The sequence below is a fragment of the Candidatus Brocadiia bacterium genome, from assembly GCA_041658285.1.
Taxonomy (GTDB): domain Bacteria; phylum Planctomycetota; class MHYJ01; order JACQXL01; family JACQXL01; genus JBBAAP01.
Genome location: JBBAAP010000014.1, coordinates 40,558 through 56,283, shown reverse-complemented (window position 1 = coordinate 56,283; position 15,726 = coordinate 40,558). Strand labels below are relative to the sequence as shown.

6 protein-coding genes are annotated in these 15,726 nt (G+C 50.3%); 4 read left to right on the top strand and 2 right to left on the bottom strand.

Annotated elements, in window-relative coordinates; translation table 11 throughout:
• Window positions 1–137: 137 nt before the first annotated feature.
• Together WC980_10200 and WC980_10195 are read right to left on the bottom strand one after the other, a co-directional pair.
• The gene (locus WC980_10200) at window positions 138–9,932 is read right to left on the bottom strand and encodes a LamG-like jellyroll fold domain-containing protein (GenBank protein ID MFA5795419.1); all 9,795 of its coding nucleotides are present in this window, start codon (window positions 9,930–9,932) and stop codon (window positions 138–140) included.
• A gap of 363 nt (window positions 9,933–10,295) precedes the next feature.
• Window positions 10,296–10,601: a hypothetical protein gene (locus WC980_10195; protein MFA5795418.1), complete on the bottom strand. Its 306-nt coding sequence runs from the start codon at window positions 10,599–10,601 to the stop codon at window positions 10,296–10,298.
• A gap of 539 nt (window positions 10,602–11,140) precedes the next feature.
• Between WC980_10195 and lepA the strand changes: the two genes are divergently transcribed.
• From lepA to WC980_10175, 4 genes are all read left to right on the top strand, one after another.
• On the top strand, window positions 11,141–12,943 hold the full coding sequence (lepA, locus tag WC980_10190) for a translation elongation factor 4 (GenBank protein MFA5795417.1): 1,803 nt from the start codon (window positions 11,141–11,143) through the stop codon (window positions 12,941–12,943).
• A gap of 13 nt (window positions 12,944–12,956) precedes the next feature.
• Window positions 12,957–14,303, top strand: a complete 1,347-nt coding sequence (lepB, locus tag WC980_10185; protein MFA5795416.1) for a signal peptidase I — start codon at window positions 12,957–12,959, stop codon at window positions 14,301–14,303.
• Between the two features lie 289 nt (window positions 14,304–14,592).
• On the top strand, window positions 14,593–15,351 hold the full coding sequence (lptB, locus tag WC980_10180; GenBank protein ID MFA5795415.1) for an LPS export ABC transporter ATP-binding protein: 759 nt from the start codon (window positions 14,593–14,595) through the stop codon (window positions 15,349–15,351).
• Window positions 15,351–15,725, top strand: a complete 375-nt coding sequence (locus WC980_10175) for a DUF6677 family protein (GenBank protein ID MFA5795414.1) — start codon at window positions 15,351–15,353, stop codon at window positions 15,723–15,725. The genes lptB and WC980_10175 overlap by 1 nt, the downstream gene beginning before the upstream one ends.
• Window position 15,726: the final 1 nt, after the last annotated feature.

Here is a 15,726-nt window from a genome sequence, read left to right as displayed (position 1 = left end):
CGTTAAATCGTAGAAAGAAAGTAAATAGTAGAAGATTTTCAGGAGTCGGAAATGCAACTTAGTTTTAACCCCTTAAAACTATCACTTGCGCTGAAGACGTACACCCTGAATCGCTGAGTCCTCAACGACCCAATATCTTATTGTTGTGAATAGTTCCCCAAAATAGAGATAACAGTCGGTGAACTTCCCGGACTACTTGCGTTCTGTGCGCCAATACCATAAAGCCGACCATTTAGTTCTATAAGCGAGCTAAATCCGTGCGATAAGGTAATTCTCGACTCAATACTACCATTGTAGCAAGGGAAAAGAGCAGAATAATTCCACCCACTCAAAAAGTATGCCCTGCCTGTTTGGGTGAAGTAACACGCTCTACCATAAGCAGACTTACCTTCAGATGTAGTGTAAAAAAACCTGTTCCAAGTAACACCGTCTGTGCTGCTTCTAATAGCCAGAGAGGGGCCGCTTGCGTCTTCCACGGACGCAACATAAAGATAGTTAGGTGTAGTAACAAATCCATTAAAACCATACGTATTAAAAGTTCCCATAACTGACCAAGTTACTCCATCGGCACTTCTAACAATCTTTGCTGAATAGTAATAACATTCATAGTTGCATGCGTAGAGATATCCGTTCCATACCTTGAGATCTGTGATTGTATCGTTGGATGTCATAGGAACCGACGGTCGTCCACTAAATGTTGCCCTCAAAGTAAAAAATGTTCCGTCAGTGGACTCGTAAATATAACCCCCTTGCTGCGTTCCAAAATACATCTTGTTATTAAACTCACACATTGCCGTAATACTGGTTGTTAATGGAATTCCGGTCGCTATTTCGGCCACAGTAGTACCGTCGTATTTCCAAAGTTTTCCATTACTATGAGAGATATACAAGTTTCCTTTCATGGCTCTAATAGCACGGAAACTATCTGATGTTTCCGACAGAATAACTGAGTTAGTCCCATTGGCAGGATTATAACAATAAACTTTAGATGGTGATGCACTTCCATCAGTATACACATAATAAAATATTCTATTATTGAATACTTCTGTGGCTTGTGCCTGATCCTCACCGTGCTGTTTACCATTAACAGTTGCCAAAATAGTATCCTGTGTTGAAGGATCAAAAGGCGTATTCAGTTGCCAGATTATCTGCGTACTGTAATTATCATAGGCATAGCCGGTCATATCGCCCACTGAACTGGGCTGATTCCCCACTGTAATTGCAGTTGTGGTAGAGTCCGATTTCTTAATGCGGGTAACCGTATTCCCACTGCCAGCCCCCTCATTCGCCACCCAGCAATAGGTATCATCTACTGAGATTCCATTAGGATGATTCCCTACGGAAATATTAGTCGTGCTGGAATCTGACTTTGTGATACGGGTAACATTAGCAGAGCCGGCATTCGCCACCCAACAATAGGTCTCATCTGCCGAGACTCCAACGGGCTGGCTTCCCACCGTAATGGTGGTTGTGCTGGAATCTGACTTCTTGATGCGGGTAACAGTGGTAGCACCCTGGTTTGCCACCCAACAATAGGTGGCATCCACTGCGATTCCAGATGGGGTAGCACCTGCGGCAATCGTGATCGTGGTTAGGTCCGATTTTCTGATACGAGTGACATTATTAGATCCCTGATTTGACACCCAGACATAAGTCCCATCAACGGCCATTCCTGTAGGATTAGTTCCAACGCTAATGGTGGTCGTGGTCAAATCTGATTTCTTGATGCGGGTAACGTTATTAGAACCATAATTGGCCACCCAACAATAAATTTCGTCTACCGCGATACCACAAGGATCAGTTCCCACGGCAATTGTAATTGTAGTTAAATCAGACTTATTGATACGAGTAATATTATTAGAAGTCGTATTTTCCATCCAAACATACTTAGGGTCTGTCGCAATTGAGCCCGTGGTAGTACCAACGGCAATCGTAGCCGTAGTGGAATTAGATTTTTTGATGCGCGTGACATTATTAGTCGGTAAGCTTGTTACCCAAACATAATCATCCACTGCTGTTACCGCCAGGTTTGCATAATTATCATATGCATAACCGGTCATATCACCCAGCGAATAGGGATTAGTTCCAACTGCAATCGTGGTCGTGCTTGAATCAAATTTCTTGATGCAGGTAACATTATTGGAGCTGTCATTTGCTACCCAGCAATATGTGGCATCAACCGCGACTCCACGGGGACCAATTCCTACCGTAATCGCGCTCGTGGTTAAGTCCGATTTCTTGATGAGAGTAACATTATTAGAACCATAATTTGCCACCCAACAATAGGTCCCATCTACCGTTACTCCCTGGGGGCTACTTCCCACGGAAATCGTGGTCGTAGTTAGGTCTGATTTCAGGATGCGGGTAACATTATTAGAAGCACTATTTGCCACCCAGCAATAGGTCTCGTCAACCGCAACGCCAAAGGGACAAGTTCCCACGGAAATCGTGGTCGTGGTCAAATCAGATTTCTTTATGCGGGTAACATTATTACCACCACTACCATTATAAGCATTTGCCACCCAGCAATAAGTCCCATCTACCGCGACTCCAATGGGGTTGGTCCCCACGGCAATCGTGGTCGTGGTCAGATCTGATTTCTTTATGCGGGTGACATTATTAGAACCTAAATTTGCCACCCAACAATAGGTCTCGTCAACCGTTACTCCATTGGGGTTAGTCCCCACGGCAATTGTGGTCGTGGTAGAATCAGATTTCTTGATGCGGGTAACATTATTAGAAGCATTGTTTATTATCCAGGCATAATTCGAGTCAACCGCGACTCCAACTGGATTACTTCCCACAGCAATCGTGGTAGTGTTGGAATCAGATTTCTTTATGCGGGTGACGCTATTAGAATTCTGATTTGCCACCCAGACATAGTCATCCACGGCCAGTGTGGCAGCATTATACTCCGCCTGAATATCACCGGCACTCCGGGCGTAGTTGTAGATTTTTACATCATCTATTTGGCCATTAAAGAATTCATTGTAGGCAGTTCTCCATAATCCGATATAAACCGGATAGTTGTTTGTGGTCATCAGGCCGGTATCAGGTTGTTCATCCACCAACACGCCGTTCAGATACATTTTTATATTGACCCCATCGTATGTTCCAACGATGTGGTACCAAGTGTCTTTTACTAAAGTCGTTGGCGAGTGAGCATCATTATTAGTAGGAGTTTCTATCTCAAAATACAAGCCGTAGGTGGAGTAGAAATAAGGGATGAGCATACAGTAATTCATATTACTGGTATCCGTACCTTTACTTATCAAACCCGTATAGTTATTATACAAATCCCAGTTAATGTTCGACCTGCCCCATAGTTCAATTGTCACTTGATTAGAAAGGTCTAAGGTTGAAGAGTCTGGAATGCTCACATAATCATCCACGCCGTCAAAGGATAGCGCCCCTCCTGACCAAGTAGCCCCATTTACCACTCCGTGGTTTCCATTTCCGGAGACATCATTGGCAATCACGCCCGCGCCTTCGTCAAATTTCCAGTGGGCGACGGGTTTCCTCGTATTTAACCACCAGAGGTCATTTCTGCTGCCGGTTGTAGCAAACCCGCCGAACATAATGCCTTTGGCGCCGTCCCAAACGGCTTTATGAACAAATCTATTTGAAGGAGTATCAGCAGAAATACATTTGGTCCAGGCATTAGTCGTATGATTATAAGCCCACAGGTCATTCATATCAACTGGACCGGTATCACGGCCGCCGAAGATAAACATCTGGTTATTGTCCCAGATTGCCGATGGAGCAACTCTTTTCTGGGGCGAGCCGGGTGCGCCGTTGGTTATTTTTTCAGTCCAGGTGTTTAGCGAAGGGTCATACGACCATAAATCGTTCCTGTCGGCGGATGAATCATAACCACCAAACATAACGCATTTTGACCCATTCCAAACAAACGTCGGCATATAACGCCCAACCGGCGAGCCGGGCGTGCCGTGGGCTATCTTCTGGGTCCAGGTGTTGGTGCCCGGGTTATACCACCAAACATCGTTGTAATAAACACTGGCGTTCCAACCGCCGAAAAGGATGACATTAGTGCCGTCCCAAATCATAGAGTGCATGTACCGGCCGGCCGGCGAGCCGGGCGCGCCGTGGGCGATTTTCTGGGTCCAAGTATTGGTGTTGGGGTCATACCACCAGACATCATTCTTGTTCATTGCGCTCCAGCCTCCGAACATTATCACCCTTGTCCCATCCCAGACCATGGTCTGATAGTAGCGTTGGGCAGGCGAGCCGGGCGCGCCGTGGGCTATCTTTTGAGTCCAGGTATTGCTTACCGGATTATACCACCACAGATCGTTTTTGAAAGAAGTGCCATCCTCACCGCCGAACATTATCACCCTAGTCCCATCCCAGACCATATCGTGGCCGTATCTGGCGCTGGGCGAGCCACCGGCGCCCTGTGCGATTTTTTGGGTCCACTGACAGATTACAGCATTATAATCGGCTTGAACCTGTTCCGACGTTCGGGCATAGTTGTAGATTTTTCCTTCATCTATTTGCCCGTTAAAGAAATATCTGCTGTTAAAATCAATGCAATTCTCCACGCCGATAAAAACAGTCCCAGCGATATCATTAAGATTTAACGAGAGCGTCCCCTGTGTCCGCTTGGCGCCGTCAAGATACAAAATTGCCGTGTTGGAATTCCTAACCATTGTTGCACAATGCCATTTGCCATCAGTCACGGACAAGTTGTCCGTCAGGATAAATTCCGAATAGCCGTCCCAGCAGTTAAATTGCAATGCATTTGCCTGAGTGATTCTCAATGCCAACCATTTGTATGGCGGGTGCGTATCGTTTTTAAAGAAAAGACCTTGGTATATGCCGGAAGCTGAAGTTTTAAACCAGCATTGAAGCGAAAAATCACCGCCGTTTAATAAGGATGCGTAATTAAACGACACATAATCATTCACTCCATCAAAAGATAAAGCATCGCCTGACCAGGTGGGGCCATAGACCGTGCCGTTGTTGCCGTAACCGGAGGAATCCCCAACGGTGGTGCCGCAGTTTTCGTTAAACTTCCAGTGGGCAACCAAGGCATTACCAAAAGATTGGGTCGTCACGGTTATGGGCGAACATTGCAAAGATATATTATTGGCCAAGTCAAAAGACACTACGGCATAACTGTAGCTTGCCCCGGACGACAATCCGGTATCCGCGTAATTTGTATTATTTACCGTGGAAATTTGCGTCCCATTCCGGTAAACCATGTAGCCGCTAACGCCGACATTGTCCGTTGATGCATTCCAATACAAGTTTATCTGAGAGGTGGAGACTGCGGTGCCGGTCAGCCCGACCGGAATGCTGGGCGCGCTGGTATCGGCAAGGGTCGTGCCGGTAACCGCACCACATTGAACCGAGATGTTACCGACCGCATCATAGGCCGCAACCGTATAGCCGTAAGCAGTATTGGGCGTCAACCCAGTATTATCGTAGGTGGTTATGGCTGATGAGATGTAAACGCTGTTACGGTAAATCTTATAACCAGTGACTGCGACGTTATCCGTAGAGCCTCCGAAATCAAGTCGAAGGGATGTGCAAGTCGGAGAAGAAACCACAAGAGTTGTCGGGGTACTGGGCGTCTGGGTGTCCACAGCGGCCAGCGTGGTGGCCGTGGCGGTAATACTCGCTGTAGAGTTATTCCCGGCCGCATCATAAGCCAAAAGGTAATAAGTATAAAGGGTCGAGCCTTCTAGTCCGGTATCGCTGTAATAAAGTCCGGTTGAAAGGTTAGCGCACAAAGACCCGTTCCGGTAGACCTTGTAGCCGGTGACAGCAATGTTGTCGGTCGAGCCGGTCCAGGATAGGTTTATCTGGCTTGATGTTACGGCAGTGGCGCTGAGATTTGTCGGAGCCGAAGGCGCGCTGGTATCAGCAAGGGTGGTGCCGGTGACTACGCCGCATTGTGCCGAGATGTTCCCGGCTCCGTCATAGGCAGCAATAGCATAGCCATAAGCAGTGTTGGGCATAAGCCCGGTATTATTATAATATGTAAACGATGTTGAATAAACAAAAACGCCTCCGCGGTATATATTATACCCGGCCACCCCGACATTGTCGGTTGCGGCGGTCCAGGAGACGTTAATCTGGGTGCAGGATGACGGATTGGCGGCCAGCCCGGCCGGAATGCTGGGCGCCTGGGTATCCACCGCAACCGGGGTGGTAGCGGTAGCGGTGATGCTGTCCGCAGAGATATTATTGGCGGCATCATATGCCCGAATGGTGTAGTTATATGTGGTCGAGCCGCTCAATCCGGTATCACTGTATAAGAGAATAGCCGTTACCGTGGCGCAGAGCGATGAGTTGCGGTAGATCTTGTAACCGACCACACCGACATTGTCGGTCGAACCAGCCCAGGTCAGGTTGACCTGACTAGAGGCTATGGCCGTAGCGCTCAACCCGGACGGAACTGACGGTTGGGTGGTATCAGCTGAGGTGGTGCCGGTAACCACACTGCAAATACCGGAAACGTTATAGGCGGCATCATAAGCGGCAACGGCATAGCCGTAAGCCGTTGACGGGGCCAGCCCAGTATTATTGTAATATGTAAGCGAGGTTGAATAGATAAAAACGCCACCGCGGTATATGTTATACCCGGCTACCCCGACATTGTCGGTTGCGACGGTCCAGGAGACGTTAATCTGGGTGCAGGATGCCGGATTGGCGGCCAGCCCTGCCGGGATGCTGGGCGCCTGGGTATCCACTCCGGCCGGCGTGGTGGCACTGACGACATTGCTGTCCAGAGAAATATTATTGGCGGCATCATACGCCCGAACGGTGTAGTTATATATGGTTGAACCGGCTAGGCCGCTGTCGCTGTAAGAAAGCACGACTGCCAGCGTGGCGCAGAGCGATGAGTTGCGGTAGATCTTGTAACCAACCACACCGACATTGTCGGTCGAGCCGGCCCAAGTCAGGTTTATCCGGCTGGCCGACATAGCGGTGGCACTCAGGCCGGTGGGCGCCGAAGGCGCGGCGGTGTCAGCCAGGGTAGACACATTGAGCGTGAGGCTGTTAGCCGAGGCATTGCCTGTCTCGTCACAAGCCGTGACGGTATAAGCATAAGCCGTGGACGGCGTCAGACCGGTATCGAAAAAGTTAGTGGCTATCACCAAGGCTATACAAACGCCGTTGCGATAGACCTTGTATCTGTAGATGCTGACATTGTCGTTGGAGGCGCTCCAAGTCAGGCCTATGGAATTCGAGGTAACCACGCTGGTACCCAGATTGGTCGGTATGGATGGGGCGATGGTGTCGATGAAACTGTGGGTAGTGGCGCTGACGGCCGAACTCTGGGCCGAGGTGTTGCCGGCTCCGTCATAAGCGGCCACTTTGTACCAGTAAGTGGTGCTAGCAGACAGTCCGCTGTTGGAGTAAGAAAGCACAGATGAAAGATTGGTCAAAAAGGTATAAGATATGCCATCCACAGAGCGGAAAATCTTGTAACCGGTCAGCCCTGAACCGCCGGTATCGGTGGAAGTGTTCCAGAACAAGTTTATCTGGCCCGAGGAAAAAGCCGAGGCGGCCAGCCCAGTCGGAATTGAGGGTGCGGCAGTATCCAGTATAGCCTGGGTAGTAACGCTAATTATATCACTGGAAGGCGATATATTGCCTATAGCATCATAAGCGCATACTTTATACCAGTATGTCGTAGCGGCAGATAATCCGAAGTTGGAATAGCTGGTGCCCTGCAAAGAACAAATAGCGGTATAGGTGACGCCATCGGAAGAACGGTAGATATTATAACCGCTGACGCCGATATTGTCCGACGAGGCAAGCCAGGAAAGATTTATCTGGCTGGGGCTAAACGAAACACCGGCTAGGTTGGTCGGCGTGCTCGGGGCGATACCATCCACGATTATGCCCTGGGTGGTAATGCTGGTAGAACTGCTGAGAACGGAGTTATTGGCCTTATCAAAGGCGCCGATTATATATATATACGACGTCCCAGCCGCAAGACCGGAATCAATATAAGATGTAGCCGTGGTTTTGCCTATTTCAATGCCGCCGCGATAAACCCTGTAATAATCAATGCCGACGTTGTCGCTCGAAGCATTCCAGGTTAGCTGTATGGAATAAGCGCTTTGGGCCGTGCCGGTAAAGCTTCCGGGTTGCGAGGGCGGCTCAAGGTCGGAGGCCATGGTGGCCAGGGAGAAATCCTGCTGTTTTTGCTGGCCGGCAGTCAGGGCCGAAATCCCGATTGCATTTGAACCAATAAATCCGTCCGCCTTGGCCGAAGCTATAAATGCCTCGCCGATGGGCAGGCTGACAAACCTGTAATTACCAGTCGAGTCGCTCATAGCCTTGAGCGTCAACTGGTCGTCCAAGCTGACCGGCAGCCTGATATCGGCGATGTAAAGCACCAGTCCAATCTGCCTTAAAAGGAATCCGCCGGAAACAAGGGCCTTTTTACCGCCTGTATATGTAACCTCCAGTTCAACTTTGTAAGCGCCAATCACAAGGGACTGGCCGGCGTTAGTGGCTTCGGTAGCCAACTGGTTCAGAACTATGGAAGGACCGTTTTCCAAGTCCGAGGTAAACCTTGCGCCTGACGGCAATACCAGCATCCATTTATACTGGGTAATGGCGACTCCGGACGGAGGAATAACATAAAAGGTATCATCAGTCAAATCAGATGTAGTGGTTTTATTGTCGTATTTCATACCGCGGATAGACGGGCTGGTCTGCAGGGTAACAATGGCCCCGTAGATGCCGGCTGAGGTCGAGGTGTTAACCACCTGCCCGTATATCCCGCCTAATTGGGTAACGGATTCCGACTCCATAACAAAATTCACGCCATTAACGGTCGCGCCGGGCGAGACTTTGACAAACTGGTTGGACATTTTATAGCCAACGGCCGTAACATTTACGGGCAACAAGGTATCGGCCTTAATTACGGCCACATTTCTAAGGGTATAAGACCCATCCGGTCTGGAATTATCCATGATGCCGCCTCCGAAAACAAACGCACCCCTGATAGGGTTCCCGGCAGTATCCCTTACAAAACCGCTGATAGTGGCGGCGTTGGGCTGGGTCTTTACCCAACACCAAGGCCGAACGCCTTTTAGCTTGGCCGGAGCCACGTCATCCGGGCCGATATGCCCGGCCCATGGGCCGGTGGTAAAAACCTTGCCCTTGCCGGCTGGAGTGGTTATCACCCACTGGTTATTGATGAACTCCATCAATCTGATATCAGCAGTGGATAATTCTTCGGCCCGCATCTGGGAAGGCAGTATAATGTAAGGCGTAGCTTCTTTGCCGGGAGCAAAAGAAACCGCGGCCGGAGTCTTGATATCAGCGCCGGCTAAAAAGACATAACCGTCCGGAATCCTGGGCAGGTTCTCTCCTCTGTGTGTAGGAATCAGTAAAATATTGTCTATATCGTTTGTTACGGCATTGGCCGGCACGGATATCTGACATCTGGGCAACGCAGGGTCGTCAAACGTATTAAGATTGTTATCCTGTAATTTATTAATGCGGCCGACTTTCTTGGGCTTGTTCCTGAGAATAGCGGACGAGTTGGCATCCGTGCCGAAAGTGCTCGTAATGACTTCGACCGACTGGATAGTCTCGGATGAGGTAATAGTAACGGTGATAGCGGCATTTTCAGGAATGCCGGGAACATCATACGAACCGTCTGATTTGGTCTTACCCGAAACAGAATGGTTAACGGCCTTGGAAATGATGCCGGCCTGAACGCTATCACTCCATTCTATGGTAATGTCAGCGTCGCCGACCGGGATGATGTTATCATCAGAGGTCTGCTTATAAACTTGGCCGGAAATGCTCTTGGCCAAAGCGGCACTGGAACCCGTATTAGGATTCTTATCACTCCCGCATAATCCGCCGTAACCCAGGACTAAAAAGGCCATTAATACAAAACTCAGGCTTAATCTGGACCAATTGACTTTTGGCATGATACCCTCCTTTTGTTTGGAGTTATTTTAAGAAAGAATAGACTGCTTTAATTGGATGCAATATAGGCTCATTAGTGAAATCTGTCAAGAAAATATCCCGGATTTGTGAATTATTTTTTGGTAAGAAGTCAAAATATCTTATTGGGTATCTCGACCAGCGCGTGCCGGACAATGATAAAACGGTGGATTTTAGGGGTGAATGACCGCCAGCCCTGTATTTACGCCGGATAAACCTGCAAGCACCGGTTGGGAGGGATCGGCCCGATTCCCGGTCAACCGGGCTTTCATGCACAATTTCTTGTGCACGTGCACAGATTCTTGTGCATGGATCGGGCCGGCCGGGACTTATCTGTCCTTTAATATCTAGGGGTTATCCGGATACTTGCTCCGGTAGGATGGTTCGGTCTGGTAGATGTTTTCGGTGGCGAAGTCGTAAATGCTTCCGCCCAGTCCGACAAACCCGAGCAGATTGCCGGCGCCTCCGCCCAGCAATGCCCAGGGCCCGAGCCACAGGGCCAGGTCTAATACCAGCGACTGGGTGTCTATCTTCTGGCTGACCGCTTCTTTGGGCCGGTCGGTCCGGCCGGGGTTATTCAAACTGGCGCAACCGCCGGTCAATATCCCGGCGCATAAGGCCAGCGCCGCTACCAACATCATCTTGTTTTTCATGAGACCGCCCTTCCTTTCCCTATTTAGACTCTTAGACTCTTTGTTTCCTTATTGATATTAAACCATTCAGGACTGATATGTCAACTATAAATATGCTGGGGGCTTCGTGATACTAACCCAGTGCTTCGCACTGGATAAGTCCTTACCCATGAGGGTTCTTCCCTATAAGCGGGATAGCCTGCGGGCTTGTCTCAAGACCCCTCAGGGTCTAGGGGCAGGAGGCTTCGCTACCCGGTATTGTAACGGGCGGGAGGGGGAAAGTCAAGCATAAATTTCAGATTGGACTGTCTTTCACTTGACAAAGCGGGTATTTTATTTATGAATGAGCAGTCTGAATGTTAACTAGGAACGTATAATTCATACTTGGGTTTATAATGTAGTAATTTATTGGCCCCAGTACCCGTGAGGGTTCTTGTCCCTATAAGCGGGATGCTCTGCGGAGCTGCCCCAAGACCCCTCAGGGTCTAGGGGTACCCGGCAGGTAATTCGTCCCGCCTTTGGGCGGAACTCAAACTGCCGGCCATAGCTAAAGCTATTGTATGTCCGTATTAGACCATATTCGTAATTTCTGCATCATCGCCCACATCGACCACGGCAAGTCGACCCTGGCGGACCGGTTTCTGGAGATAACCGAGACGGTGGAGTCGCGCAAGATGGTCGGGGTGAAGCAGTACCTGGACAGCAACGCCATCGAGCGTGAGCGGGGCGTGACCATCAAGGCCAAGGCCGTGGCCATGCATTACAAGAACTACCAGCTTAACCTGATTGATACGCCCGGCCACGTGGATTTCAGCTATGAAGTGCTCAAGAGCCTGCGCGCCTGCGAAGGCGCCCTGCTGTTGGTAGATGCCACACAGGGCGTACAGGCACAGACCGTGGCCAATGCCCTGCTGGCCCAGCAGGCCAACCTGCTGATTATACCGGTGATTAACAAGATAGACCACCCCACGGCCATGGTGGACATCATCAAGGAGGAAATGAAAAACACCCTGGGCGTCAAGCCGGAGGATATCTTCCTGGTCAGCGCCAAGGACGGCACCAATATCGAGGAATTGCTGGACGCGGTGATAGATTTCGTGCCGCCGCCCATAGGCGAACCGGACAAACCGCTCCAGGCCCTTATTTTCGACTCGGTCTATAACGAGTTCCGGGGCGTGATTATCTACGTCCGGCTTATGAACGGCACCATCAAGGCCGGTGATTTCGTGCGGATGATGCGGACCAAGGAGAATTACGAGGTTGAGGAGGTGGGCAAGTTCAATCCGGGCATGTTCAGCACCCAGAAGCTGACGGCCGGCGATGTGGGCTACATCATCGCGGGCATCCGCAATATCCGCGACGTCAAGGTGGGCGATACGGTGACCCATAAGGAAACCACCAGCGTGCCGGCACTGCCCGGCTACCTGGAGCCGCTGCCGATGGTCTTTGCCGGGTTTTACCCGACCAACGACACCGAGTTCAAGGACCTGCAAAGGGCGCTGGACCGGCTGGGCCTGAACGACGCTTCGTTCTCGTTCGAGCCGGAAACATCCGAGGCCCTGGGCATGGGATTCCGGTGCGGTTTCCTGGGCCTGTTCCATATGGAAATAATCCAGGAACGGCTGGAGCGCGAGGAGAAGGCGCAGTTAATCCGGACGGCGCCGAACGTGCCCTACGAGATAGTAATGAACGACCACAATCATATGCGCACCATCAAGATTGAAAACCCGGCCATGTTCCCGGACGACGTCCAGGTAAAGGAAATCCGGGAGCCGATAGTCCGGGTCAAGCTGATTGTCCCGGTTGACGCCATCGGCACAATGATGCAGTTGTGCGAAAACCGCCGGGGCAAGCATATCCGGACCGAATACATCAGCCAGATTCGGGTAATCCTGAGCTACGACATGCCGCTGGCCGAGATTATCTACGACTTTTACGACAAGCTCAAATCAGCCACGCACGGCTACGGCACGATGGACTACGCCCTGATGGGCTACCAGCCGGCGGACATCGTCAAGCTGAGGATACTGGTAGGCGGCAAGGAAGTGGACGCCTTTTCGGCTCTGGTGCATATGGACCAGGCCGAATCCAAGGGCCGGCGGATTATCCAGATACTCCGGGAGCGGATACCGCGGCACCTGTTCCAGATAGCGCTGCAGGCGAGCATGGGCAAGCGCATCGTGGCCCGTGAGAATATCGCGCCGATGGCCAAGAACGTCACCGGCAAGTGCTACGGAGGCGATATCACCAGGAAACGCAAACTCTGGAACAAGCAGAAGGAAGGCAAGAAGAAGATGAAGAGCATCGGGATGGTGGACATCCCGCAGGACGCCTTCCTGGCCGTGATGGAAACAACCAAATAAAAGGTATTTATTTATGAGTCTCAAGCATTCGCTGGAATGGGCCCGGAGCAACCTGGAAATCTTCATCGTGGCTTTTGTCATGGCCATGCTGATAAGGTGCTTTTGCATCGAGGTCTTTAAGATTCCCAGCGGCTCGATGGAGCCGACCCTGCACGGCGATATGGCCAACGGCGACCGGATTATCGCCAACAAGTTCGGCCTGTATTTCCACCAGACCAAGCGGTTTGACGTAATCCTTTTCAAGTATCCGCTAAATAAATCGACCAACTTCATCAAGCGCGTGGTCGGCCTGCCCGACGAGGAGTTGCTCATCCACGGGGGCGACCTATATTCCAAACCGACCGGACGGGACAAATTCACCATCACCCGTAAACGGCTGGACACCCAGCAGGCCATGTGGATACCGGCCTATGAATGGGACGGCGCCGAGGGCGTGTTCCGGGATGAATGGGATGTGGCCAATTACGGGGATAAGTTCGCGGTCCGTGACGGCAGGCTGTCATTCACCAACAGCGAGCTGAGCTACCGCCGTAATGTGCGAGACCATTACCCGGACGGACGTGGCGGGCGGAACATCGTGCCGGACATAAAACTGGCCGCCCGGTTCCGGATGCCCGAGGCCGGCGCTGAGCTGAAGCTGTCGCTTAACACCGTCAACGGCGGATTTACGCTGTTCCTGCGGACCGGGGAGAACTCGCTGGCCGAATACAAGACCTCGACGCCGCCCACTTCGCAGTCCTTCATACTGAATAAGGTCAATGTCAAGGAGGCAAAGGACCACCTGGTTGAGTGCATGAATTTCGACGGGATGATTTGCGTCCTGCTGGACGGCAGGGAAATATTCCGGCATAGTTATATGGAAGATTTCGACGATGTGACCCGGTTTTTCGACAACAAGATATCCATCGGCGCCAATGCCAAAGAAGTGACGCTGTGGGATTTGAGGATACTCCGGGATGTCTATTATTCGGGCGATTATGATTACAGGAGCGTATTCAAGGAGGACAAGCCCGTGTTTATCCCCAAGAATAAATACGTCGTCTTCGGCGATAACGTCCCCAACAGTAAGGACAGCCGGTTGTGGACGAAGAAAATTATTACCCTTAAAGACGGGCGGGTTATTGAATGCGATCCTGAACCTCGTTTTTTTAATGATGATCAGGCCGCCGGACTATTACGAATTCAACGCATTGAGGCGGAAAACCGTGGTGGTGATATCTGGGGCCTAACTTACGAGATTAAATATGCTGATATTGTTGATATAAAAGAGGAAAATTCTATATTTGTCGATAAAGATGAGATTTTTGGATGCGGAATTATGGTTTATTGGCCCCCTAAAAGGGTTAAAATCATCAATTAAGGCAAAAAGATTATAAACCTGATTTCCACAGAAGGGAATATAAGCTCTTAATAAATATTAAGTTATGAATAATGGCCTGAGAGGGCTGTTTTGGGCTCAATTACAGGCATTACCAGGAGAAGTTAAGATATATAACTGCATATAATATATGCAATTATATAAAAAAGTTTTCCACATTCAATATCTCATTATAATATAATGAGTTATGAAAGAAATAATCTTGAAATGTGATAACTTGATATAGAGAAAGTTATCCACAAATTATCAACAGATAAAAACACATAAAAATATGCTGTTAAGAGTCGAGAAACTGGTAAAGATGTATCACAAGCGCGAGGTGGTAAAAAGCATCAGCTTTGATATCGGCAAGGGCGAGATAGTCGGGCTTTTAGGCCGCAACGGGGCCGGGAAAACGACCACTTTCAGGATGATTATCGGGCTGGTTTTGCCTACATCCGGGACGGTTTATCTCAATTCTAACACATCCGATACCCAGGAACCGGGCGAGGAAAACTGGATAGACATCTCGCAATTCCCGATTTACAAGCGGGTCCGGCACGGGATGGGTTATCTGCCCCAGGAGCACTCGGTATTCCAGAATATGACCGTAGCGGAGAACCTGCTGGCCATATTGGAGACGCGTCCGATAAGCAAGGGCCGTCAATTCTCCGAAGCCGGGCGGTTGTTGGAGGAATTCGGGCTGAGCAGCCTGTCGCGCCAGAAGGCCTATACCCTGTCGGGCGGCGAGATGCGCCGCCTGGAAATCGCCCGCTCGCTGATTACCCAACCGGCGCTGATACTTCTGGACGAACCGTTTTCGGGCATCGACCCGATTGCCGTCAACGAGATTCAGGAAATCATCAGGCGGCTGCGGGCCAAAGGGCTGAGCATACTTTTAACCGACCACAACGTCCGGGAGACCCTGGCCGTGACCGACCGTTCGTACATCATCGACGAAGGCCAGATACTCAGCAAGGGTTCGCCCGACGAAATAATGAAAGACCCCATCGCCCGGAGCAAATACCTGGGCGAGAAGTTCAAGATGTGATGAAAATCATATACGCGGCGTTATTGGGCTGGCTTATCCCCGGCGCGGGACACTGGCTCTACGGCAAGAAGCTCAAGGCCTGGCTGATTTTAGAGCTGGTGGTATTAACGCTTATCATCGGGATTATCCTTTCCGATTTCCGGAGTATCCGCTTTTACGACAACCCGTTTTATTATCTTTCCAAGTTCGGCTGCGGACTGGTGTTCCTAATTTCGCAGCTATTCACCAGTTTTACCCCGGCCGGCCGGATTCCCATGGCTTATCACGATATCGGGCTGCTTTTCGTGTCCATAGGCGGCGCGCTCAACCTGGTCGTGCTGTTGAGCCTGTTCCAGCCGCCGGCCGCGGAAACCACGAAGAAGGAAAACAATTAAA